We start from the raw sequence: 24824 nt of genomic DNA on the forward strand, positions 1-24824 counted from the left end.
TCGGAAACGGAACTGGAGGGGACGTGTTCAGGCCGGCCGGAGCACGTCGGGGGTACGCCCGACCGCTTCAGACGTTGCGGAAGCGGTTGATCGCGTCGAGGTGCCGGGCGCGCATCTCGTGGTCGCGGACGCCGAGGCCCTCCTCGGGGGCGAGGGCGAGGACGCCGACCTTGCCCTGGTGGAGGTTGCGGTGGACGTCGTAGGCGGCCTGGCCGGTCTCCTCCAGGGAGTAGACCTTCGACAGGGTGGGGTGGATCTTGCCCTTGGCGACCAGGCGGTTGGCCTCCCACGCCTCGCGGTAGTTCGCGAAGTGCGAGCCGACGATCTTCTTCAGCGACATCCACAGGTAGCGGTTGTCGTACTCGTGCATGTAGCCCGAGGTGGAGGCGCAGGTGGTGATGGTGCCGCCCTTGCGGGTGACGTAGACCGAGGCGCCGAAGGTCTCGCGGCCCGGGTGCTCGAAGACGATGTCGATGTCCTCGCCGCCGGTCAGCTCGCGGATGCGCTTGCCGAAGCGCTTCCACTCCTTGGGGTCCTGGGTGTGCTCGTCCTTCCAGAACTTGTAGCCCTCGGCGTTGCGGTCGATGACCGCCTCGGCGCCCATGGCGCGGCAGATGGCCGCCTTCTCGGGGCTGGAGACCACGCAGATGGGGTTGGCGCCGCCGGCGAGCGCGAACTGGGTGGCGTACGAGCCGAGGCCGCCGCTGGCGCCCCAGATCAGGACGTTGTCGCCCTGCTTCATGCCGGCGCCGTTGCGGGAGACCAGCTGGCGGTACGCGGTGGAGTTGACCAACCCCGAGGCTGCGGCCTCCTCCCAGCTGAGGTGGTCCGGCTTCGGCATCAGCTGGTTCGACTTGACCAGGGCGATCTCGGCCAGGCCGCCGAAGTTCGTCTCGAAGCCCCAGATGCGCTGCTCCGGGTCCATCATGGTGTCGCCGTGGCCGTCGGCGCTCTCCAGTTCGACGGACAGGCAATGCGCGACGACGTGGTCGCCCGGTTTCCAGGCGTTGACGCCCACGCCGGTACGCAGCACGACGCCTGCCAGGTCCGAGCCGACGACGTGGTAGGGCAGGTCGTGCCGTTTGGCCTGTGGCGAGAGCCGGCCGTACCTCTCCAGGAAGGCGAAGGTCGGGACGGGCTCGAAGATCGAGCTCCACACGGTGTTGTAGTTCACCGAGCTGGCCATCACGGCAACGAGGGCCTCACCCGGCCCCAGTTCCGGAACCGGCACCTCGTCCACATGCAGCGACTTGCGCGGATCCTTTGCAAGGCTGTCCATTCCTTCGAAGAGAGCGGTCTCATCCTTTTGGACGGTCACCGCCCGGTACGACTGGGGTAGTGGCAGCGCACCGAAGTCGGCTGCCGTGCCGTCCGACGCGAGGATCGCGTCGAGAATGTCGTTCACACTGGGCCTCCGGTGAATTGAGAGTTGAGGCGTTCGGGGACTGGCGGTCAATACACGCCCTCAATCACCGTTTCGCCGCCGAAGGTGTCGACCGGGGCGGGAGAGGACACCGAGTCGCCGATCTGTCCGGGCAGCCCAGGCACCCGGATGACGGTGTCCCGCTCAAGGTTGTGCGGCAGGAACATGCCTTTGCTGACGTGGTTCATCACGATCTGCCCGCGCCTGCCGTACGGGACGGCCTCCCCGGTGGCCGGGTCGACGACCGTGAAGGTGACGACGGGGCTCCGCGGGTCGTAGACGATGTCCTCGTCCGGCCCGAGACCGGGCCGTTCCTGTGCACTCTCGAGGATCATGAGGCTGCCGTACCGGCTGAGCATCCGCACGTTCGGAAAATACTCGTGCTGCAACTCGAAGCGCTCCTCGACGGTCATGTGCGCCCCGCCCCAGAACATCAGGTCGACCTTGGAATTGATCAGCTCGACCAGACGCGGATTGCGCGTACAGGCCCGCAGCAGAGGCGGCGTGACCACCAGCAGTGCCACCTGCTGCGTGCTGAGGATGTGCTCGGCCTGGCTGAGGAGGTGGTCGACGTAGGCCGCCGCTTGGTCGGTATCGCCTCGGCTGATCAGCTTCTTGACCCACCGGGGGTCCATGTCGATGGAGAACTTGATGGTGTTCTGCCGCTCGGCGATGTAGTCGTACATACCGCCGATCTTGTGTGGGCCGGTCGGTGTGAGGACCAGGATGTTCCCCGGATCGCGACCCGCGAACTGGGGGCCGTACAGCATGCGATTGACGGCGCTCTCGATCCAGTCCGGCATGAGGATCGCCCGCTTCGGCGCTCCAGTTGTCCCGCCACTCTCGAAGACCCTTGGTGCCCCTGTCTTGGGTCCGTACCCACGCGGGATGAGGTCCTCCACCGGCACCATGCGCAGTTCGTCGACGATGTTGGGGAACAGCCTCAGGTCATCGAAGGTCCGCACGTCGGTGATCGGGTCGAAGTCCAGGAGGGCCGCCCTCCTGAGCCAGAACGGGGAGCCTGTGTCGTTCCCGAAATGCCAGCGGATCGCCGTGCGAAGGTACTCTTCGGGGTCCGAAGGGTCGGTCGAGGGATCGAGTACATCCCAGCTCTGGTGTTCGGCCGTCTTGCTCATCGTTCCCTTCCCTGCCGCATCAGCAGTCTTGGGCTTCACGGCCTCGAGCACCGCCTCGGTGTGCTCTCCCAGCCGCGGGCCCGCCCACCGGACACTCCCCGGTGTGGCGGAAAGCCTGAAGGGCACGTTCTGCATACGGACGGAACCCAGCTCGTCGTCCGGAACGTCGATTGCCACGTTCCGGACTTGGAAGTGTGGGTCCTTCAGTACGTCGTCGACCTCGTAGATCGGTGCCACGGCGGCCTCCACCGCCTCGAACTCGGCGACGACCTCGTCGCGGCTGCGCTCCGCGATCCACCGCGACACCGCTTCGTCCACCACGGCACGGTGTGCGACGCGGCCGGTTCCGGTGGAGAACCATGCTTCTTCGATCAACTCCGGCCTGCCGACGAGCCGCATGACGCGATCCGCCACCGATTGTGCGGGGGCGGACACCGCCACCCAGCGGTCGTCCGCGCAGCGGTAGACGTTGCGCGGTGCGTTGCTGTTGGAGAGGTTTCCCACCCTGTCCGGCTTGAGTCCGAGCTTGTCGAACACGGGCAGCTGGGCACCGAGGGCGCCGATCATCGACTCGGTGATCGCCACGTCGGCGACCTGCCCTCGGCCTGTCAGGCCCCGGGCGTGCAGCGCGACCATCGTCGCGTAAGCCGCCTGCACGCCGGCCAAGGCATCGGCCAGTGGGAACGGGGGGAGCATGGGTGGTCCGTCGGGGTCTCCGGACATCGCGGCGAGTCCGCTCATCGCCTCGGCGAGCGTGCCGAAGCCAGGCCTGCTCGCGTACGGGCCGTCCTGGCCGAAACCCGTCACGCGGGTCAGGACCAGCCGCGGGTTGATCCGCTCCAGCACCTCGGGGCCTATACCCCAGCGTTCCAGCGTCCCAGGTCGGAAGTTCTCGATCACGACGTCCGCCTGCGCCGCGAGCTGGAGGAAGTGCTCACGGCCCTCAGGCTCCTTCAGGTCGAGCACCACGCTCTTCTTGTTGCGGTTGGCCACTTTCCAGAGCAGCGGCACGTCCTGGTACGCATGACCGAAGCGCCGCAGTGGGTCGCCGGACGGGTGCTCGACCTTGATCACGTCGGCGCCGTAGTCACCGAGCAGCGCCGCCGCGAACGGTCCGGCGAGCAGGGTGGCTATGTCGATGACCGTGAGATCGGCCAGCGGAAGGGTCTTCGCCTCCTCCACAGGCCCTCACACCGCCCTTCGCCGGTCCGGAGGGCGAGGGAGTCCCAACCGGGCGCGCAGTGAGCCGTCCGCAGGCCGTGAGGTGCTGCTCCGCAGTGCTTTGGCGCGCTCCACCAGCGCGGAGTGGGCGCCCTCGGCAGACCCCGGCGGGGGTATCAGGACGAAGCCGTCCACGGCATCGGTGCGGAAAAGCTCGTCGGCCCCGTGCGCCGGAACCTCGAGGAGGAGCCGCACGTCGGACTCCGCCCGCCCTCGGTGGCTCGCGGCCGCCCGGACGGTCTTGCCCATCTCCGCGACCTCGGCCGACCGCTCGGCGGGAACCACGGCGATATCGGCCACCCGTCCGGCGAACTCCGCGTCTTCGACAGTGAGGAGACGGCGTGCCAGTACGGGGTGTCCCTGTGGGGGACGGGCGATGTTGAGCGGGCCCGCGACATCGAAGTGCTCGCCCTTGTGGTCGAGCGCCCGGAGCCGATTCGGGAGGAAGTAGACCCCGGACTCGCGGTCGCGCAGGAAGGCATCGTCCTGGAAGCTGTCCCAGAGCCCGGTCACGACGTGGGCGAACTCTTCGGCGCGAGCCAACTGGCGATCCTGCGGACCGGCGGTCCCCTGCGCATAGTTGGCGGACTCTTGGTCGTCGCTGGGAGCGGCCGACTGCCAGCCCGCCCAGCCATGGCTCAGGTAGTCGATCGTCGCCAGCAGCCGGGCGACGTGGTAAGGCTCGAGCTGTTCGGTGGAGATGGTCGTGACGAGCCCGATCCCCTCGGTCGCTACCGCCAGGGCGGCGGCAAGCGTGCCGGCCTCGAACTCACCTACGCTGGCGGGCCCGACGGCCTGACGGTCACCGATCAGCAGGGCGTCGATGCCGGACCGTTGTGCGGAGCGCACGCGCTCGAGCGTCCGGCGGTAGGCCGTCCGGCCGGTCTCACCGTCATCCTGAGCGGTGACCAGAGGAGCGAAGAGCAGCATCCCGTTCACCTCTTTCCTGCCAGGGCCCCGTTGTACGGCACGTTCAGACCGAGGTTGTCGCGCAGTGTTCCGTCGACATAGGAGGTACGCACCAGCCCTCGGCGGCGCAGCTCGGGCACCACCTGGTCCACGAAGTCCTCCAGGGAGCCCGGCAGATAGGGGAAGTCGACGATGAAGCCGTCGGCGCCACCCTGGATGAACAGGGTCTCCATGTGGTCGGCCAGCTGCTCGGGGGTGCCCGCCACTATGTCTCCGGCCTGTCGGAGCGATAGTTGACGCAAGGTGAGGTTTTCCCGGCGGGCGAGCTCTATCCACCGCTCTGCCGTGCTGTGCGAGTGGTTGGCCACCGGGAGGTCCGGTACGGGTCCGTCGAGCGGGTACCCGGTCAGGTCCACGTCGCCGAGCTGGTCCTGCAGGGCACGCAGCGCGACGATGTCCGGCATAAGCTCTTGGAGCTCGCGAAGTCGCTGCTTGGCCTCTGCCTCGGTACCGGCGACGATGGGTTGCAGGCCGACCCAGATCTGGATGTGCTCGGCGCTGCGGCCGTGCTCGACGGCGCGACGCTTCAGGTCGGCGTAGAAGTCCTGTGCGTCCGACAGCCTGGTGTGCCGGGTGAAGAGCACCTCTCCGTGCCGTGAGGCGAAGTCCCGACCCACCGGAGAAGCGCCCGCCTGGAAGAGGACCGGGCGTCCCTGCGGGGGCTGCGGGACGTTGAGCGGGCCGCGGACATGGAAGAACCTGCCCTTGTGGTCGATGGGCTTCCCACCGCTCGTCCACAGGCGGTTCACGACCGAGACGAACTCATCGGCTCGCGTGTAGCGCAGGTCGTGCTCCATGTGTTCGGGGAAGCCGAAGTTGCGCGACTCCCACGGCGCGGCGGAAGTGACGATGTTCCACCCCGCACGGCCCCCACTGATGTGGTCGAGTGAGGCGAACTTGCGGGCGATGTCATAGGGAGTGTTGTAAGTGGTCGTCGCGGTCGCTGCCACACCGATGTGTTCGGTCATCGCGGCGTACGCGGCCAGCAGCGCGAACGGCTCGAAGTGCTCGTTCCGCGCGGTTCGGCTCACGTGCTCGACGTCAGTTCCCCAAAGGGCCACTACGTCCGGAACGAAGACGCAGTCGAACACGCCCCGTTCGAGCGTCTCGGCGTTGCTCCGATGGAAGGCGAAATCGAGCTGGGCATCCGCCCGGGTCAATGGGTGCCGCCACGCGGCAATATGCCCTCCAGGGCCGTCGATGATGGCCCCGAGCCGTAGAAATCTCTCTTGCTGCGCCATTGTTGCGTTCCTATCGAATCTAGACGTCAGCCCATCAAGGAATGCAGTTCGGTAGCCGTCTCCACATGCGGCCCCATACGGGGGCCGGGCGTGAATCGAGCCGGCATCTTCACATATCCGTTGATCTGGCCGACCGTCGAATAGCGCTCGGCCTCCCCTTCGACGAGGTGGTAGTCCGGGAGGCGTCGCAGCACCTCCCCGATGACCACCTCGAAGTCCATGCGGGCGATGTGCCGGCCGATGCAGCGATGCACGCCGATCCCGAAGGCCGCCTGCTTGCGCGCGTCGCGGTCCAGGTCGACGGCGTCCGGCTGGGGAAACACCCGCGCGTCGAGGTTGGCCGCGGCCCACGACAGCAGAACCCGGTCGCCCGCCTTCACCGGGCAGCCACCGATCTCGGCGTCTTCCATGACGGTCCGCCCGGCGCCCATCACGGGCGTGAAGTACCGGAGGAACTCGTCGCAGGTGCCCGGGATCAGTTCCGGCGAGTCGATCAGCCGCCGGCGGTCTGCCCGATTGCGGTCGAGGTGGTCCAGCGTCGACGCGAGCAGCGCCGTGGTCGTGTCCACGCCGCCCGGGATGACCGCGTTGCACGTGGCCAGGATGTCCTCGTCCGAGATCTTCCGACCGCCGATCTCCAGCTGGGTGAGGAAGCTGATGAAGTCGTCCCCCGGGTTCGCCCGGCGCTTCGGGATCAGCTCCCGCACGGTTTCGATGAGCTGGGCGAATCCTGCTTCCACACGGTCGAACTCCGGTGTGCCCGGGTGGGTGTACACCAGAGCGTGCACAACGTCCGCATACAGCCGCCAGTCGTCCATGGGCAGCCCGACGATGTCGAGGGTGATCAGCGCAGGGACCGGGTTGGAGAGATCCATGACGAGATCGATCTCGCCGCTCTCGATGTGCTGGTCGACGCACCAACTGGCGTACTGGGCGATCCGCGGCCGCAGTTTGCGCGCCGCGGTCGGCGAGAAGAAGACGTTCAGCGCCTTCCGCCATTCGAGGAACTCGGGCGGGTCGATCTCCAGCGGCAGGCCGCGGAACGAGGACGCGGGCACCACCGTCCCCTGCGGACGGCCAGGTTTGTTCGGGAGCTCGTGGGCGGACGAGAACAGTTGGGGCTGATGCGCTACCTCCGAGACCTGTTGAAAGCCGGTCACCAGCCAGAAGCCGCCGTGGTGGCTACTGTGCGCCACCGGGCAGCGCGTATTCATCGCGATGTTGGTGGCCCACGGGTCGCTGGCGTACTCCGCCGAGTGATGGTCGAAGTCAACTTCCGGCGCTGTATCGGGCATTCTCATCCTCGGGTCCGACCGACTGTGCAATGAACGTCATATAGTTACTAGTCGGTCGGCCTCCTGTCGTAAAGTGAACCTTCGTACACTCGAAGTAAACGTGCACGAAGGTTCAATTCACAGCGCATGGCCCGGCATAGGTAAATACTGGCGGCCGCGTCGAACCCACGAGGTCCCCCGGGGCCGTGAGCCGGTCACCAGTGCACGGGTGTTCCGGTGAGCACCACCGACGCAGAGCCCTTAGGCGTGACGGACATCGAACACCCACCGGGCAGAGCCGCCACGTATCGAGGCCCCGCTTCGGAAGGAAATCGGTTCGCATGTCGTTCACCGCCCGTATGATTCCCAGTTCGCTCGCAGGGGGGAAGGCATCCGATCCGTCCAGCGACGAGACGGCGCTGGTGGTCCGGACCAGCTCCGGTGAGGTGCACGGGTTCCTCGACCGCGGGGTACCGAACTGGCGTGGTGTCCCCTACGGGCGGATCCCCGAACGATTCCGGCCGCCGGTGCCAGCGACACCCTCCGGACCGATCGACGCCCGCCAATGGGGTCCGGACAGCTGGCAGGTGCCGATGTCCACCACGCCGGGGCGGTGGAGCCCGCTCTACCCGGACGCTGTGAAGAGCGAAGAGTGCCTCAACCTCAACATCTGGTCGGCGAGGCCGGACAGTGCGGCCCCGAAGCCCGTTCTGGTGTGGTTCCACCCTGGTCGGCACATGGTCGGTGGAAACATGCCGACTGTCGACCCCTGGACTCTCGCCGCCGGTCAGGGAGCCGTCGTCGTATCGGCGAACTTCCGTCTCGGCCCTTGGGGCTGGCTCCACCTCGGCACCCTGGACCCGGAGTTCGCCGACAGCGTCAACCTCGCCGTCCGCGACCAGCTGCTGATGCTGCGCTGGGTGCAGGACAACATTGCCGGATTCGGCGGCGATCCCGACAACGTCACCATCTTCGGTCTGTCTACCGGCGGCTCAGACGTGGCCACCCTCGTGAGCGTCCCTGCGGCGCGCGGCCTGTTTCACAAAGCCGCGGTCTACAGCGGCACGGCAGAGCACCCGATCGAACCCGCTGAGGCCGCTGCCACCGCTGAAAACTTCATCACCGCCGCAGGATCACTGGTGGCTTCCACCGCCGACCTGCGCCGACTCAGCAACGTCGCGCTCAGGCACATCCACCTCAAGGCCCTGAGCGCAGGCCCGCTGCTGTACGAGCCGGTAATCGACGGCGACCTAGTCCCGGGCCCGCCGCTCCGGACCCTCTCACAAGGCTCCGCCGCAGACGTCCCGCTGCTCCTGTCCGTCACCTCCGATGAAGCGAGGATCCTCGACCTGGCGACAGGTCCGGCGGTCGACGTCAAATACGCCGCGCTGGCCGGCCCGGAGCGAAACGCCACGCATGCTGAGAAGCTCGCCTTCTTGTCCCGGACGCTCTACTACGAGCCGATGAAACGTCTCCTGACGTCGGTGCACGGCGCGGGCGGGAACTGCTGGGCGCAGGTCTTCGACTACCACCCGACGACTTCGCATCTCGCGGGGAACCCCGCCGTGGCCGGCCGAGCCGTCCACGGCGCGGATACTGCCGCCCTGTTCGGCGAAGCCGAGGGCACCGAGGGCAACGCGATGGATCGTGCAATCGTTGCCGACGTGCAGCACGCTCTGATCGACCTTGCCAGACACGGACAGCTAGCTTGGCCCAGCTACACGCCGGGCACTCCTGTGGCGAAGTGGATCACTGCGGATAATGCGGTGGGAACGCGACTTGGCCCCCTCCCCTGACCACTCGCCAATGAAGTGACCCTGTCGGCCAGCCCTAGTGGCGGAGCGTCAAGGTTGGGTGGGCGTGTATCCGCCTGTGACGATCTGGTGTCACTGGCACGAAGAATGGCAGAGTCGGCAGCAGGATGCCCAGATGGCTGCTGGTCCTTGAGGTCTCTCATGCCGACACTCAGCACCATTCGCCCGCACAACCGATCGGCGATCGGAAGCATCAAAAGCAGGTGCCATGCCCAGGGATCAATCAACCGCAGGGCCGGCGGGCGTAACCAACGGTTGTGCCCGTAGGGTATCGGCATGGACCTCGATACCGTCCGGACCTTCGTCCTCGCTGCCGATGCGGGGCAGTTCCAGGAGGCTGCCGCCGAGCTGGCGGTCACCCAGCAGGCTGTCTCCAAGCGCATCGCCGGGTTGGAGCGCAACCTCGGGGTGCGGCTGTTCACCCGCACCCCGCGCGGCGCGGAGCTCACCATCGACGGGCAGGTATTCCTGCCCCACGCGCGTGAGCTGCTGCGCGTAGCCGACCGTGCGGCCGCGTCCGTGCACCCCGACCGCCGTCCGCTGCGCGTCGACGTGATCGCCTCACGCAGCGCGGCGTCGGGGCTGATACGCGGCTTCCACCGCGCGCACTCCGACATTCAGCTTGACGTGGCGATGCTGTTCGACATCGAGACGGCCGTCGCCGCCCTCCGGTCGGGTGCGATCGACGCGTCCTTCCGCGCTGGCGCCGTGCCCGGCCGGCCCCTGCCCGAGGACATCAAGTCCGTCCGGGTACTCGACGAGCCGATCCAACTCCTCACCGGCCCCGCCCACGCGCTGGCCGGCGCCCGCTCGGTGACCGTCGCCCAGCTCGCCGGGCACCGGATCTGGATGCCCTGCATCGTCCCCGGCGCCGAGTGGGCCGCCTACTATGACGACCTCGTCGCCGAGTTCGGGCTCACCATCGAGGTGACCGGCCCCAACTTTGGCTCCGACGCGCTCCTCGACACCATCGCCGACAGCCCGGCCCTGGCCACCTTCATAGGCGAGCAGACCCGCCTCGTCTGGCCCGCCGGCCACGGCCTGCGCCGCATCCCGGTGACCGACCCGACGCCCGTCTACCCACACTCGCTCCTCTGGCACCGCGACAACCCCCACCCGGCACTGCCCGCCCTCCGCGCCCACCTCGCCGCCACAACAGCCGGCCACGACGCCGACGGGACCTGGGGGCCGCGCTGAACCCGCTGTAGAACCCGATGCCGGCGTTGTCGTTGTCGTAGCGGACCCGAACGTTGTGATCAGCGACTGGAGCCGGCGGAGGTCCAGCGATAGCCCAGGACAGGGCCCACCCAACGGCGGCCCGCTCGCTCCATAATGCCGGGCTGGATGGCGCTGTCCAGGCCCCACCAGAGGTCGTCTAGGATCTCCTCGGCTGTCTCATGGCCACAGGGGGCGCTGTGGCGGCTCACCCTGCGTGCTCCGCTAACCTGGTGGGGTGACTGGTCTTTCAGGAGCTCGTGTGTCTGCCGGCGACCCGCTGGAGGTCAGCGCCGACCTCCAGCGGGTCGCCGCCGCCTTTGGCCTGGGAACGGTGACTGCGGCCCGGTTCCTTGCCGACGGGCTGATGAACAACAACTGGCGCGTTGAGACCGACGCGGGCGTGTTCGCGGTGAAGCAGATCAGGGACGTCCCGCTGCCCACAGCCCGTCGAAATCTGCGTGTTCTGGGCGAACTCGCAGCCCAGGGGCTGCCGGTGTCCGCGCCCGTCCAGGACGCTGGGCGCAGCGCGGTGGTGGAATTCGGGAGCGCCGGGTATTGCGTCCTCCCGTGGATCGACGGCGAACACCTGGCCGGGAGCGACATGTCCACCGACCAAGTGGTTCACCTGGGAGTGGTGCTGGGCCAGATCCACCAGGCGCTGAACCAGGAGGCTGTGCTGGTCAACCTTCCCGCCCTTCCTACCTCGCTTCCCGCTTCCGTACCCGATCCCGCTCAGGCCCTCGCCGAGGCCGATCGGTACCTGGCCGTGATACGCGCCCGGCGTGAGCCGCTGCCGTGCGACGTGGAAGTGGCGGGCCTGCTGGAGGAGCGCAAGATCCTTATAAGGGAGTACGCCGCCGCGCGCTCCGCAGCGACGGAGACGATTGCTTCCTTCGGCTGGACTCATGGGGATGTGCAGTACCTGAACCTCCTGTGGCGGGATGGCCGGGTGAGGGGAGTGACCGACTGGGACCGGATGCGTCCGCGGGCTTTCGGCGAGGAGATGGCCCGCACCGCCACGCTGATGTTCAGCGGGCCGGACGGGGCAATGGACCTGGTCAAGATCGCGGCGTTGGTGACCGGGTACCGCAGCGTGCTGCCGATCGGCGTCACCGAGTTGGCGGACGCGGTGGAGCGCCTGTGGTGGAAGCGGGTGTCGGACTTATGGCATCTGGTGTTCCACAACGACCGTTCCGATCATTCCTCTGACCACCTCTTTGCTGCGGGCGAGGCCCTGACCGATTGGTGGACCGAGCGCCGCGACCTGGTCCAGGCAGCTTTCGCGGTGGGCAGCTAGAACGCAGCAGGGTGTAGCTCTTCTACAGGGAGCTCGTCAGTCACGCTGGAGGGTGCATTTTTCCCGGTAGACGCTTTGGTGTTGGCGGGTGATGTGGTATCGGAAGTAGGAGTCGAAGTCGCCGTTGCTGGACACGGCCCCGAGCTTGAGGATGGCTTCGGCTTCGGCCAGTCCCCAACGAGTGCTGCCGAGGCGGTCGGCGATCAGGTGCTGGCAAGCGACTTCGATCACACTGGTGGCGATTGGTCAGCCGACCCTGGGAGCACAGTCGTAGCGCAGGAACTCCTACGAGGGAGTTGCGGGTGGCTCCTGTGGAGATGATCGGGTGGCTGTCGGGGGGCCTCGAGTCCGAGAAGCGGGGACTTCGCAAACCATGAGCGGGCGCTACGAACTACGGGGTTCGGTCGTGCCGGTGAGGCAGCTTTCCATGCTGACTTTTGCTGACTTTGGAGGATGCGATGGCGTTGACCTGCGAAAGCGTCTGGCGATCCAATGGTTCTGGAACTGGATCGGACGGTCACACGATGATATCGCGCAGGCCCGCGAAGACTGGATGAACGGGACGAGGTTCGGTGAAGTGAAAGGCTACGACGGCCCTCCGATTCCCTCCCCGGAACTGCCTCCGACCCACCTGAAGCCCAGGGGAAGGGCGCGTTGAACTGCTGCTTTATGCGGACCCGGGCTGGGTGCGGTGCTCGCACCTAGCCCTCCGCTTCTGGTTTCGGAAGGGAGGTTGCCGGACGTGGTCCGACAGCCTCCGGTGCCGGTTGTCGAGTCTCACCTGTTGCAAGCTGTAATCAACTCTGGTCGGACGGATGCTGACCTTTTGCTGACTTTACTGACGAGTAGTTAGATCTAGTCTCGGGCTGCGTTGGGTTGCCTTGCTTGCAAAGGACAGTGGCGGCAGCCGTTGCGCCGTCGGCTCCTACGACCTGACCGGCGGATCCGGCCGGGGCGTGCGATCTGTCGCCGAAGTGTGTGCGTGGGTCCGTGGCGGATCTTGTGTACAGGTGACAACAGCGTTGCTTGTCCGGTCATGTCCGCCAGGAGGTCACGGAAGGCCGTGAGTGCGGGAGGCCTACGGCTCTGGGGTGACTGGACGTTCCAGGGGAGTGCCCTCTTTGAGGAATCGGGTGACCGCGTCCATGCGGTCAGAGAACCCGACCGGTGTGTGGTCCGCCAAGAGGTCGAGATGGTCGGCGGGCCAGGTCTGCGGGTTGCCCTTCAGCAATACGAGGCGCTGGTCGAAGGCGTAATCCGCTCGTTCGATGCGCTGCACGAGTGATAGAGCATGCTCCAGGCCCTGCTCCGAGCCCCCGACGGCCTGAACCAGGACTGTTCGTTTGGGAAGATTGATGCGGGCGGTGGGTCGTACCTTGGCGCCGCGGGGGAGCTCCACGGTGGGTCGCCGGTCGTAGGCGATGCGGGCATCGTCGAGGTACGCGTAGAGCTGGCGTACGAGTTTGCTGTCTCGCTCAGGAGCGACGAGCCACCGCAGGCCGTAGGTGGTCAGCATGGCGCTGCTGATGTCCGAGACGAGCGTAGCCGCCTGTTCCAGAGGTCGGCGGCCTACGATTCGCCCGTCCACTTCGCTGAGGCGGAACGCGTTGATTGTCTCGGCCCAAGCGGTCGCTGCCCGAGTCGGTCACCAGACGTCGACTCCGGCATCGGCCAAGCGGGACACCATGGTCCCTCCGTCGCTGGCCAAGGCATCGAGCCTTTTCCAACCTCAGGTTGAGGCGTGGTGAAGGACGAGGGCGGCCTTCACGATGTTGGTGATCCGGTTGGGGCTGCAGCGGAGCTTCCGCAGTAGGCGCCAGCCTTTCAGGACGGCCATGGCCTGCTCGCCGACGCACCGGATCTTGGCGTGGCTGCTGTTGTGTCGTCGCTTCCATCGCTTGAGCCGGCGGCTACGGAAGGGGACTCGGATGTGCCGGCCGGCGCCTTGGTACGCCTTGTCCGCCCAGCATTTCACTCCCGCGGCGGCGAGCGCGTCGACGATCTCGTGCGTTCGTGCGGCCGTCAGGTCGTGGGTGGAGCCGGGCAGGGCCGGGGATGCCCAGAGCAGTCGGCCGAACGGGTCGGTGAGGACCTGCACGTTCATGCCGTGCCGTTTGTGTTTGCCCGAGTAGTACGGGGTGTCGGCGGCAATCCGGTCGATCGGCAGCAGGGTGCCGTCCAGGATCACGAATGCCTTCGTCCGGGCGGTCTCCATCGCCTCGGCCAGGGTCGGTGCGAGAGTGGCCAGGACTTCGATGACCTCGCGTATGTACCGGTAGACAGTCGCGATGCCGATTCCGAACCCGGCGGCAAGCTGGGCGTAGGTGTCTCCGCACCGCAGGTGGGCCAGGGCGAGCAGGGCCTGACGGCCGGCGGGCAGTCGTCGCCACCGCGTACCGATCTCCCGTTGCCGAACTGTGAGCTGCTCGGTCAGGTACCGCAGGGTGCAGCTGGACAGATCGATCGAGGATGGGTAGACAAGCACGAGAAGCTCCTGGCGGACACGGGTGATCTTGGTCGATAACCCGTCTACCAGGAGTTTCATCGTTACGTCAGCCCGTTGACCCCCAACAGCTCGGCATCGCGGTCAGGTTGAAAAAGGCTCAATGCGTGAGCTGCGCCGGCGCCCCCCGGCGGCCGGGTCAGAGTTCCGGGTCTGGGGTGACGGTCCGCTCATCCTGCGCGAGGTCTTCCGGCTCCTGCATTCCCTCCGGCTCCTCCCCAAACGAGCTGGCAGAGGAGACATGCTGTGCCCTCCAACGGGCGTTTGCGTAGAGGGTCCTATAAGTTTTGACCACCAAAGTCTCGCCGCCATAGTCGTAATCTTCCGTAAGGTACCTGCTCGACAAGCCCACGAAGCGGAGCGTGTCGCCCGCCCGGAGCACCCGATTTCCTCCGGCCTTGATATTGCCTGCGGCGGTGACGTCTCTGATGGTCGTGATGCTGTTGTTGAAGGTGCTCGCCCCGGTGACGTTCAGGACCGCGTCGACTTTCAGGCCCGCGGGCTGGCTGACCCGCAGCGGGTTGCTGCCCGCGCCGCGCACCGATCCGGCGACCGTCAGGTCCTTGGCGGTGTTGCTGAGGCTGACGCTGTTGGCGAACGTGCTCGCCCCGGTGACGTTCAGGGCCGCGTCGACCTTCAGGCCCGCGGGCTGGCTGACCCGCAGCGGGTTGCTGCCCGCACCGCGCACCGATCCGGCGACCGTCAGGTCCTTGGCGGTGTTGCTGAGGCTGACGCTGTCGGCGAATGTGGCCGGGCCCTGGACGGTTAGGTTCCTGACGACGAGGTCAGGAATGCGTACGGTGACCGCCGTGGTCAGGGTGTGGGTGAGGGTGACGCCACCGGCTGTGACTTCGGCGCGGAGCATGAAGCCGGTGACGGTGGTCAGGCCGCGCGGGGTGGACCAGACACGTTCCTTGTCGAGGGGGACTCCGGCGGGGGGGTCGCCCCAGTGCATCGTGTACTTCGCGTCCGAGCCCTCCCAGCGGAGCACGGCGACCTCACCGTTCTCCACCATGATCTTCTCGGGCGCGAAATTCCGGAACACGAACCCGGCCGGGAACTTGTCCACCTCGACCGCGGCGTCCTTGTTGGTGAAGCTCCCGTTCGTCCTTGACGAACTTTCGATGATCGCGATGGAGACCTGTCCCGCCGTGCGGTTGACTGCGATGTTGGACAGGGTGAGGGTGACGATCTGCCCGGTGAACTGCACCGCGCGGGCCGGGGTGAAGGTGATGACCGCGAAGCCGCCGGAGACGGTGGGGGCGGACGGCGTCCAGCCGGTGCTGGCACCGGTCTTGATGTCGGCGCCTTCGGTGGTGAGGTGCTCGGCCCCCGCGCCGACCGGCACCCGGACGGTGATTTTGTTGCACCAGGCCGACGTGGTGATGCCGCCGCCGACATTGATGTTGACGGAGCCGTATTCGGTTTCCTCGGCGGAGCTCACCCGCAAGGGCTTGGGGTCGGTCGACGGTTCGTACGGCAGCAGGTTGGTGGCGTTCACCATGATAACGCTCATGCAACAGCCCTTCTGTAAACGGAGGTTCAGGACGTTTCGGTCGCGTCGAGCAGCAGGTATCCATACCGGGCTTCCGCCTGCGGATCCCCGAAGTGCGCCGCGGAATCAGCCGGAACGATCGGCAGCTCCACCCACTCGGTCTCCGATCCGCGCGGCTCAGCCCAACTCCACGTTCCGTGCCACGACGCGGGCTGCGGCAGCACCACGCCTGCCTCCGTCGGTTCCTCTCCCGCCCGCGCCCGCCGGGCTTCCTCGGCCTTGTCGACCCGCTCGGCCGCGAGCAGTGGGCCGAGCCGAAAAGACGCCCGGATCCGCCGCATCGCCTCTGACACCAGGTCGTCGGGCAGCTGCACCTTGGTCACCGGGAGGATGTCCGTGGTGGCATGCACCGCCGCGTACGGATCCATCAGCAGCGTCAGGTGGTGCGTCACCGGCTGGTCCGGGGTGCGCGCGGGCACGGCCAGGCCGTGGCCTTTGTCGATCGGGGTCAGATAGCCCCCGCCGCCCTGGGGCATGACCGCGTGGAAGAGCTCGTACGAAGTCTCCTGGTCGGGCCCGGTCGCCCCGGCGAAGTACCCGACGAGGCCGTCGCCGAGCCGCTTCTCGTTGCCGAGCCGGACCGGCCAGCGGTAGCCGTCGTACTCCTCCTCCGACTCCCCCAGCACCTGGTCCCAGCTCGGGTTGCTCAGCAGCGGCCCTTCGAGCTCGACGCCCAGATCGGCGCGCACCAGTGCGAGCGGGCGGCCGATGAGCCGCAGCGGAGAGCCGTCCTCCTGGGCCGCGTCGTCGAGGATGGTGTCGAGGGTCTGGTCGATGGTGTCAAGCAGACCGGTGAGTGCGGCGGCGGGTTTGTCCTTCAGGGTGCGGACGAACCGGGCCAGGTGCGGCATGGCGTCCTCGAACTCCTGGGCGTCGACGTCGGGATGGGGCGAGCCGGGGAGCGGTAGCCACACGCTGTCGTCCGCGCCGTCGATGTCCTTGACGACGCGGAGTTCACCGAGGGAGACGCCGTCGGGTCCGTGGACGACGAGGGTCTGGTCGAGATGGTTGAGCAGCAGCCAGCCGGCCAGGGGGTTTTCCTTCGTGGCCGCGCGGGCCATCGGCGAGAGCCGCTGTCCGTCCACGGCGCGTACGGTCTCCAGCCGCAGTCGGGCGCCCTGGAGAAGGCGCGGGCCGAGCTGGACGAAGCGGGCCGTGCCGATGAGGTCCTCGTGCAGGACGCTGTCAGGGGCAACGCTCTCCGCGAGGGTGAGGGAGACCTGTTCGTAGTTGCCGCTGTTGACGATGTCGTAGGTGCGGCCGAAGCGGTCGACGATGCGCAGGTCGTGAAAGGTGAACTGGCCGGCGCGGACCGGCTGGAACGGTGTTCCGGGGTCGTCGGCGGGCGGTTCGAGCGGGCCGCCTTCCGGGACGCTCTGGATGTCGCCGACGAGCCTGGCGATGGCCTCGGGGACGTGCACTGTGGTCCTGGCGGTGGAGTCCTGCTGTACGAGCCAGTCGTGGAAGCCGTCGAGGCGCTGGGAGAGCATTCCGGGGTCGCCGAGTTCCTCGCGCAGGGCGAGCAGGCCTTCGGTGGGAGCGCCGGAGTAGGTGTCGAGGTAACGGTCGATCTGCTTCTGCAGGACCCACGGCACGCTCGGGGTGAGGAACGCCCGGTTCTTGAAGGTGAGCCAACGCAGGTTGGCTTCGCCGCCGCCGGGCTGGGCTCCCCGGCCGGACCATTCGTAGCGGCTGCCGTTGAAGGTCCAGTAGGTGGTGTCGCCGGCCTGGAAGGGCGTGGGGCAGTACTTCAGTTCGTATTCGAGGTGCATGGGCAGCCAGGGCTGCTGCCACGGCGAGGTGTGCTCGGGGACGGGCCCGGCGACGGCGGCGGGGTCCGCGAGAGCCGCGTCGAGAGCGCCGGGGACCCGGGCCACCTGGTCCAGGAGGGCGAACTCGGCGAGCAGCGGGGTGCAGGCGTCGGGGAGTCCGGCCAGTCCCGGGCTGGGCGGAGTGGTGGGCCGGTCGTAGGTTTTGCCGCCGACGGTGATCCGGGTGATCAGGGCCTCGGGAAGGCGGCAGGGCAGCGGGGTGTCCCGGGTGAGGGGTTCCTTGGCACCGGTGTCCTTGATGAGCACGACCGGGTCGGCGGGGCGATAGTAGGACTCGCGGGCGGTGCGCTCCAGTTGGTAGCGCGGGTCGAGTCGCCGCAGGGTCGCGTAACTCTTGATGTTGGCCGCGAGTTCCTCCGGGGTGGCGCCGGTGGGCAGTTGCCTCGACAGCACGAACTGTTCGTCGAGCAGAGCCTTGGTCCGCCCGGCCAGACTCGTCGCATCGTTCTCGTTGAGCTGGACATCAGCTGCGGCGTCGAACCCTGCGGGGTGCTCAGGGGTGAACGGGGGAACCGGCTTGTTGCGCAGCCACCAGATGTTCCACAGGCGCTGCTGAGAGCGGCGGAGCCTGGGCGTGAGGTCGTCGTACCGCCGTTGGACATCGTTGAGTTCGGTCAGCCACCCGGGTTCCCGCGGCGGGGGCGGCAGCTCGTCGTCGCCTTCGACGGGGCGCGCGGTCACCTTCCACACATGGCCGCCGTCGGAGCCGGAGAACCAGGAGTGATGGGTGAGGGTGTCGAGGTCCTCTTCGCCGTCGGCGGTGTCGAGTGTTTCGAGGGTGCCGTGGAAGAGGGAGCGTACGAGGTCCCCGGTGCGTGCGGACCGGGTCTGGCGGGCGGCCAGCCGGCCGAGGGCTTCGGCGCTGCTGCTGCCCAGCGTGAGGATCTTGCTGAGCTCGATGTTGCTCGGTTTGTCGGACTCGTGGGTGGCGCCTTCGCGCTGCCAGTCGACTCCCAGCGCCGAGCCGCTGTAGAGAGTGCGGTCCAGGGCGTCGGCGGCGGTGCCTTCGGGGATGTTCCAGCCGAGGGCTTCGAGGAGGTCGGCTGCCCCGTCCGCGTCCGGCGGGAGCAGGCCGGGCACGGACGCGGCGTGGTTGAGGTAGTCGAGCGTGTCGTCGCTGTACCAGCCGACGACGAAGTAGCTCAGCGTCGCATCGGGCGGGTAGTTGTCCAGGTCGCCTTTGAGGTCCTCAAGGGTGTCGTGGATGGAGAACACGTCTTTGTTGTACGGCTGGTAGGCCGCGAAGCCGGGCAGTCCGGGCCCGGCCGCGGTCAGGTGCGGCTTCTGGGCAGGTGGTTCGGTCCACGGCGCCTGGGTGAGGTCGTGGCGGCGGCCGAGGAAGGTCAGCTCCAGCGGAGCGCCCTCCGGCGAATCGGGGTTCGGGTGCTTGGTGGTGCCGTAGACGTCGTTGCCGTCGGCGTCCTGGACCGGGCGGCTCTCCAGGTAGTCGCTCTGCACGATCCACCCGACGGCCTTGCGGTCCGCCGCCGCCGCTGTGGTGCTGTAGCGCACGACCAGCCAGCGGTTGGGGACGAAGGGGAAGGTCGTCTCCCCCGTCGTCTGGTCGTAGTGCCCGTTGGCCAGCGCCTCGGGCAGCTGCCAGTGGACGTAGACGCCTTCGCTGTCCGGGCCCATGGTTTCGGTGCCGACGCCGGGGGGCGGTTCCGCGCTCGCGCCCTCCTCGATCATGGCGTCGAAGTTCGGTGTCCACCGGTTGAACGTCTCGGCGGTGCGGGTCAGCCGGTTGACGACAAGGGCGTTCACCTTGACGGGGACGATCAGGTCCGTGGCGCTCATCAGGCGGTCTCCGTCCGGGCAGCGGTGCCGGTGGGGCTGAGGATTTCCTGTTCCAGCGGGGCGTTGACGAGTTCCAGGGCCAGTTGTCCGGGGTCCAGGTCGGTGAGACCGAACTCCCGGGCCAGGGCGGGCACCAGGCCGCCGGTGCCGAACATCTGAAGCACCGCGGGTCCGGTGTCCGGGTCGGAGCGCAGGTGGAGGTCGAAGAGGCTGCCGGTGGCGGGGTAGTAGGTCTCCAGCGGGGTGCCGATCGGCGGGTCGGTGGCCAGGCTGCGCAGGCCGAGGCGGTTCCCGGAGTCGATGCCGTAGTGGATGCCCTGTCCCGGTTCGCGGATGACGACCTTGTCGGGAACGCCGTCCCAGAGGACGAGCAGGATCCTCTTGTCCGGTTTGGCGCGGCGCAGTTCGGTGAGGACGGTGCCGTCCTTGAGGTAGGCGTTGACCTTGATGTCCGGCCAGGCGGGGATGAGTTCGGAGTGGATGAGCAGCCCGCCGGCGGCCCGCTTCGTGCTGCCCGACCGTGCGGTGGCCCGGTTGAGTTCGCGGGCGAGGCGGCTGTCGACGGAGGTGTGTACGCCGACGTCGGCGGCTCCGGCGACGAGCGCGTCCAGCCAGCCCTGGTCGAGGCGGAACATCCGCAGGGATTCCAGGGGCAGCATGCGCGGGTCGGGCACGAGGTGGTGGAACGGCACGCCCTGGAGCAGGCCGAGGCGGGCCTGCCAGGCGGCGATGGCCTCGGCGTTGCGTTCCGCGGTGGTCCGCAGCAGGGAGACGGCGCGTTCTTCCGCGAGCACGGACCTTGACTGTGCATGTGTCACTCTCGGCTGCGGTGTCCTGCGTCCGGCGTCGTCCGGGAGCTGGGGGCTCGTGAGCCCGGTGCTGAGCCGCTCGCGGAAGCGTGCGGAGGCGAGTTCGCGCAGCGCGCCGAGGGCGGGCGGGGCATCCGGGTCGACCGAGGCGCGCGCCGGATCTTTGGCCAGCGCCATCAGCGTCGTCGCCCGGTTGGCGAGTTCGCGGCGGGCCCGGCCGACGGCGGTGGTGTATTCGGGGTCGGCCAGGCCGATGGTGCGACCGAGAGTCCAGGCGACGGCATAGCTGACGTCGAAGATCCCGTGCTCGGGCTCGTAGATGAGCGCGTGGTCGGAGGTGGTGTGCGGGCCGGGGCTGTGCTCGGTGGGCACGTCAAAAGCGGTGACCGGCGTGGCCGGGCCGCGGTACCAGGCGAAGGTGCGTTCGCCGGAGAGGGTCAGCTGCGGGACGGCGGTGTAGCCGAGTGCAAGGCGGTCGCGGACGTAATCGTCCTCGGGGTCGTCGGTGACCGGTGCGGCCACCGGCAGCCGCAGGGCGAGTTCTTCGGGGTCCTCGGCGCCGGGGGCGACGAGGTTCTCCAGCAGCGCTCCGGGGTCGGCGGCGGGCCCTTCACTGCTGGTGAAGCTCCAGCTGTGCAGCGAGCACAGGCGGACGGCCGTGGTGCCGCCGGGCAGGGTGCCGGACAGGCGGCCCTCGAAGCCTTCGAGGGAGACGAGGTGGACGGCGTAGTTACCGGGGTTGTGGGGGAAGCGGTTGGCGTTGACGACCGCGTACTCCCCTTCTTCGAGGACTTCGCCGTCGGCCCGGGCCTTGCTCGCGTCGACGACCTTGCGGACGTGGGCGAGGTAGTACATCTCGTCATCGCGCGGGGCGACCGCGTTGAAGAGGTCCGCCGGGACGTCGATGGTCTGGCACTTGCTCCGGGCCTCAGCCTCGTCGACGCCGCCGGACGGCAGGTCCGGGCCCTTGACCCCTGCCTCGGCAGGGTTGCGGAGCTCCTCGACGGTGCGCAGCACGGTGTCCCCGGACGCGGCGGGGTCGTCGGGCAGTTCGTTCTCGCCGAAGACGAGCAGGGCGAGCCAGGGCGGGCGGGCCGGAGGCTGCTCGGCGCGGGTTCCGGCAAGGTTGCGTTCCCAGGGCAGGATCGACCGGCTGAGGGTGATGTGCGGCAGGGTCCTGGTGTAGGCGCCGGTGCTCTCGCGCGGCGGGTAGTAGGCGTGGACGGACGCTTCGCTGAGGACGAAGCGGACGGCCTTGATCTCGAAGGTCTCCTCGGACGGGAGCAGCTTGTCCTGGGCGTCCAGTTCGCCGCCGGGGTCGCTGAGGGTGTTCTTGACCACGACCCGGTAGTCGCCGGGGGTGGCACGCGGGATCAGGTGGTCGAGGAAGTGGATGCGCAGATCCGGTTCAGCGGTCACGGCCGGTCACCTCGTCGCGGTGGTGGTCAGGGGCGGGGTGGTCAGGCTGCGGCCGGCGAGTGCGGCGTAGCCGGTGAGCGGACTGTCGGTGTCGGCGCCGGGTCCCGCGCCGAGCCGGGCGAGGGTGCTGAGCACGGCGGTGCGGCGGTCCTTGACGGCGTCGGCGGCGACGGTGTCGACGATGGTCCGGACGCTCTGGCGGTCGGCCCGCGGCTCGGGCCCGGCGGGGTCGGACACGCGCAGGGGCATGCGACCGTCCGGGAGTCCTTCGTACGAAAGCGCCTTCGAGGTGACGGGCCCGGTGTCGGTGCCGTAGTCCGGCTCGGGGAGGGTGATCCTCAGTCCGGTGAGGCGGTTTTCGAGCAGCTGGTCGCCGTCGAGCGCATCACCGGGTTTGGCCAGGGGCTTGCCCCACAGGCCGGGGGCGACCGTGCCGGTGACCGGCTTGACCACCCAGTGATGGTCGGTGGGGTGGAAGGTCGTGCCGTCCTTGGTGATGGTGACCCGGTGGGCGGAGGTGACACCGGTCTTCCGCATGGGGCGGATGTCGATGGTCCCCTCGTCGGACTGCTTGATCAGCCGTTCGTTGATGTACAGGTGCGAGGCGGGGATGCCGGATTCGGTGGTGAAGGTGAATCCGGCCGAGGAGACGAGGGTCGGTTCCTTGGTGGCCGCGCGCCGGGCGATCTCGCCCTGGTCGGCGTCGGCGAGCAGGCCCTCGTTGGGGATGACCCGGGCGGGTGCGGGGATCTGGGTGCGGAATTCGGGCCAGTCCACGGTGGGGGTGTTGTCGCGGGAGGAGCCGAAGCCGAAGCTGAAGGAAATGAACCAGAGTTTGACGGTGGCCCGGCCCCCGAAGGGCGGCAGCCACAGGTGGAGGTCGATGCCGACCTCGACGGAGATGCGGACCCGGACGAACCAGACCTTGATGGTGGCCGCGACGCCGATGCTGATGCCGAGCCGGACATCGAGGTAGAAGGGTTTCCACTGGACCAGCACGTCCAGGTGCGCGGTGAACCACGCGGAGAAGATGCCCTTGTCGTAGACGGCGGCCAGGCGCCCGCCGAACATGAACGCGGCGGGGGTGATCGCGGCGTAGGCCTCGGCCCGCACGGTGATGTCGCTGGCTGGGGACCACACGAACCCGAGTCGCTTGGGCCGGGGGTAGTGGGTGGGGACGTTGTAGTCGGGGTGGTAGCCGCCGAGGCTGATGGCGAAGTCCCCGGCGCGGCCGCCGCCAGTCCAGACGTAGACGGCAATGCCACCGGTGAGTTCGATCGAGGGATCGAGCACGTAGCTGCCGGGCAGCAGGGCCACGTCCATGGACAGGCAGTGCTCGGCGGAGCTGAAGCCGAGGCTCAGGCCGATGTTCACCTTGGCGATGGCCCGGGCGTTCGGGTTGAGGGTGCGCGGCAGGCTGACGGAGGTGCGGCCGAGCAGCATGGCCTTGACGGAGTCGCCGAGTTCGATGACGGCGAGGGCTTTGGTCTCGATGAAGCCGAAGCTGGTGAACTTCACTCCGGCGGCGATCCAGTACTGGCCCTCGGTGGGGCGGATCCAGCCGGTGGGTCCGGTGAGGGCCTTGAGGGCGTCCTCGGGGGTGTGCGGCGTCGGGGCCGGCATGCCGGGCAGCGCTTGGGCCGCGTCCAGCCGTGCCACCAGAGGGAATTCGGCGATCTCGGCGCCGGTGGGGACCTTCTTGAAGGAGCTGTTGATCCCGAATCCGGCGGAGAAGCCGGTGACGGTGAAGGGCGGCGGGCCGAAGACCGAGGCGCCGCCGAGGAGGGAGACCTCGCCGTAGATGAAGACTGAGTGCCAGCCTTCGATGCTGCGTGCCCACACGGCCTGGGGGCCGAGTTCGACGGCCATCGCCTGGACGAGGATCAGTCCGGCGAGTTCGAAGTCAAGGGTGGGGTCGTCAGGTGTCTTGTTGAGCAGGCCGCCCTTGAGGCCGATGAGCCCGTCGGCGGCGGTGGCTTCGATGTTCATGCCGTGCAGGAAGGGCAGCAGCGGGAAGCCGCCGCTCATGCCGACGTAGAAGCCTAGGCCGGCGACCTGCCAGGTGAGAGAACCGATCGTGACCTGGCCCTGGAGCTCGATCAGCAGGCCTTTTTTGAAGTCGTAGCGGAATACGATCGACGAGAGGTAGACCGGCCCGAACTGCTTGCCGATCACGAACTCGTATTCGAGCTTCGGCTTGTCCGGGCTCTCCGGAGCCGGTCCGAACTTCGGCGGGACGGTGATCACCAGTGCTGGGGTCGGATGGCCCATGACCGCGAGGTAGACCGCCGCACTCACGTTCTTACCCAGCGGGACCCCTGCCGCCGCGTTCACCACCGGCAACTGCTGGAGCGGGCCGAGGTTGTACTCCGTGACGACCCGGTTGATCTTGATGACATCTTCGGCGCTGAGGTTCTCGGAGACGTACATGATCTGGAGCGCGGGCAGGGACAGCAGCCCATTGCCGATCATGGGTCCGACCACCGGCAGCCCGGAACCGTCCCAGTCCGTGCGGGCCCGGACCATGGCGACGGTGGTGGCCTTGGGTTTGCCGTCCTGGCCGGTGCGGCCGAGCACCGTGGTCCGCAGCACCAGCAGTTCCACCGGGTTCGCGCCGGTGCCGTGGTCCACCGGCGCTTCGGCGGTGACCATCAGGTTGTCCATCTTGCCCATCGGGTGCTGGTGCAGCTGGACCCGCTCCAGCCAGTCGACCAGCGGTCCGGGCAGTTCGACGCCGTACTCGCCGAGGGCTTCGAGCAGCGGGGTGATCAGCAGCGGCGGTCCGTCGAGAGGCTGGGCCGTGCCGATGGACTCCTTGCGCAGTTCGGCGCGGAACTCCAGCGGTTCGGCGACCGCCCCGCCGAGCTGGAAGCCCACCCAGGGCCCGGTGCCGGGGCACCGTCCGGCCGCGGCCGCGGCCGGACCGGCGGCCAGCAGGACCCGCAGTGACCGGCCGCCGGACAGTCCGGACAAGTCGACGCGGGCGACGGCGGTCTGGAGCAGCCAGGTCGCCGGGCTCGCCTCGAAGAACAGCGCGTCGACCGCCGTGCCGGTGGCGAAGAACCGGGCGCTGGCCGGCATCTCCTCACCGGCCAAAGTGACTTTGCCGGTCACTGTCAGAGCGGCGCTGTCGGCAGTCGCCTCAGTGAGGGTCAGAATGCCGCTGGGCAGGTGCTCCAGGGACTCGGACTCGCCGCTCAGCCCGAGCCGCCCGGTGTCGAGCTCGAACGTACCGGCACCCCCCGCCGGGAACAGTGCAACCAGTTCATCGACCGTCAGCGCCATGGGTGACCCCCGCCTGTGGACACGGTTGGGT

The 24824-nt window shown here is 68.1% G+C and carries 15 protein-coding genes and 1 pseudogene; 4 read left to right on the forward strand and 12 right to left on the reverse strand.

The annotated features are described in order from the left end of the window. Window positions 1-67 precede the first annotated feature (67 nt). The 5 genes from ccrA to OG332_RS41825 are packed head-to-tail and all read right to left on the reverse strand — an operon-like array spanning window position 68 to window position 7285. The gene (gene ccrA / locus OG332_RS41805) at window positions 68-1405 is read right to left on the reverse strand and encodes a crotonyl-CoA carboxylase/reductase (RefSeq protein ID WP_327418347.1); all 1338 of its coding nucleotides are present in this window, start codon (window positions 1403-1405) and stop codon (window positions 68-70) included. Window positions 1406-1452: 47 nt separating this feature from the next. Further along, window positions 1453-3741: a CoA transferase gene (locus tag OG332_RS41810; protein ID WP_327418348.1), complete on the reverse strand. Its 2289-nt coding sequence runs from the start codon at window positions 3739-3741 to the stop codon at window positions 1453-1455. A gap of 6 nt (window positions 3742-3747) precedes the next feature. Further along, window positions 3748-4710, reverse strand: coding sequence for an LLM class flavin-dependent oxidoreductase (locus OG332_RS41815; RefSeq protein ID WP_327418349.1), 963 nt, complete (start codon window positions 4708-4710; stop codon window positions 3748-3750). Between the two features lie 5 nt (window positions 4711-4715). Then, window positions 4716-5990, reverse strand: a complete 1275-nt coding sequence (locus OG332_RS41820) for an LLM class flavin-dependent oxidoreductase (RefSeq protein ID WP_327418350.1) — start codon at window positions 5988-5990, stop codon at window positions 4716-4718. Window positions 5991-6016: 26 nt separating this feature from the next. Beyond that, on the reverse strand, window positions 6017-7285 hold the full coding sequence (locus OG332_RS41825; RefSeq protein WP_327418351.1) for a cytochrome P450: 1269 nt from the start codon (window positions 7283-7285) through the stop codon (window positions 6017-6019). A gap of 320 nt (window positions 7286-7605) precedes the next feature. Between OG332_RS41825 and OG332_RS41830 the strand changes: the two genes are divergently transcribed. The 3 genes from OG332_RS41830 (at window position 7606) to OG332_RS41840 (ending at window position 11593) form a co-directional block, all read left to right on the forward strand. Next, the gene (locus OG332_RS41830) at window positions 7606-9060 is read left to right on the forward strand and encodes a carboxylesterase family protein (RefSeq protein WP_327418352.1); all 1455 of its coding nucleotides are present in this window, start codon (window positions 7606-7608) and stop codon (window positions 9058-9060) included. A 294-nt stretch (window positions 9061-9354) separates the two neighbouring features. Continuing rightward, window positions 9355-10275 carry a LysR family transcriptional regulator gene (locus tag OG332_RS41835; protein ID WP_327418353.1) on the forward strand — a complete coding sequence of 307 codons (921 nt, stop codon included), beginning with the start codon at window positions 9355-9357 and terminating at the stop codon, window positions 10273-10275. Between the two features lie 280 nt (window positions 10276-10555). After that, complete coding sequence (locus OG332_RS41840; protein WP_327418354.1) at window positions 10556-11593, forward strand: phosphotransferase; 1038 nt, start codon at window positions 10556-10558, stop codon at window positions 11591-11593. Window positions 11594-11629: 36 nt separating this feature from the next. Here the strand turns inward: OG332_RS41840 and OG332_RS41845 are convergent, their stop codons facing one another. Then, window positions 11630-11824, reverse strand: coding sequence for a hypothetical protein (locus OG332_RS41845; protein WP_327418355.1), 195 nt, complete (start codon window positions 11822-11824; stop codon window positions 11630-11632). 142 nt (window positions 11825-11966) lie between these two features. On the opposite strand from OG332_RS41845, the pseudogene OG332_RS48030 reads away from it, so the two are divergent. Then, window positions 11967-12251 (forward strand): annotated as a pseudogene (locus OG332_RS48030) (pirin family protein); the annotation flags it as partial. Window positions 12252-12671: 420 nt separating this feature from the next. On the opposite strand, the gene OG332_RS41855 reads toward OG332_RS48030, so the two are convergent. From OG332_RS41855 to OG332_RS41880, 6 genes are all read right to left on the reverse strand, one after another. Then, entirely contained in the window at window positions 12672-13109 is a 438-nt protein-coding gene (locus OG332_RS41855) for a hypothetical protein (RefSeq protein ID WP_327418356.1), read from the reverse strand. Window positions 13110-13322: 213 nt separating this feature from the next. Beyond that, complete coding sequence (locus tag OG332_RS41860; protein WP_327418357.1) at window positions 13323-14078, reverse strand: transposase family protein; 756 nt, start codon at window positions 14076-14078, stop codon at window positions 13323-13325. 157 nt (window positions 14079-14235) lie between these two features. Beyond that, window positions 14236-15600, reverse strand: coding sequence for a hypothetical protein (locus OG332_RS41865; protein WP_327418358.1), 1365 nt, complete (start codon window positions 15598-15600; stop codon window positions 14236-14238). Window positions 15601-15638: 38 nt separating this feature from the next. Next, entirely contained in the window at window positions 15639-19280 is a 3642-nt protein-coding gene (locus OG332_RS41870; RefSeq protein WP_327418359.1) for a hypothetical protein, read from the reverse strand. Next, window positions 19280-21508 (reverse strand): hypothetical protein, encoded by a 2229-nt coding sequence (locus tag OG332_RS41875; RefSeq protein ID WP_327418360.1) that lies wholly within the window; start codon window positions 21506-21508, stop codon window positions 19280-19282. Before OG332_RS41875 ends, OG332_RS41870 begins: the two co-directional genes overlap by 1 nt. Before the next feature lie 6 nt (window positions 21509-21514). Beyond that, window positions 21515-24793 carry a DUF6603 domain-containing protein gene (locus OG332_RS41880; RefSeq protein WP_327418361.1) on the reverse strand — a complete coding sequence of 1093 codons (3279 nt, stop codon included), beginning with the start codon at window positions 24791-24793 and terminating at the stop codon, window positions 21515-21517. Between the last annotated feature and the right edge of the window lie 31 nt (window positions 24794-24824).

It is taken from the genome of Streptomyces sp. NBC_01233 (assembly GCF_035989305.1).
In the GTDB taxonomy this organism is placed as follows: Bacteria; Actinomycetota; Actinomycetes; order Streptomycetales; family Streptomycetaceae; genus Streptomyces.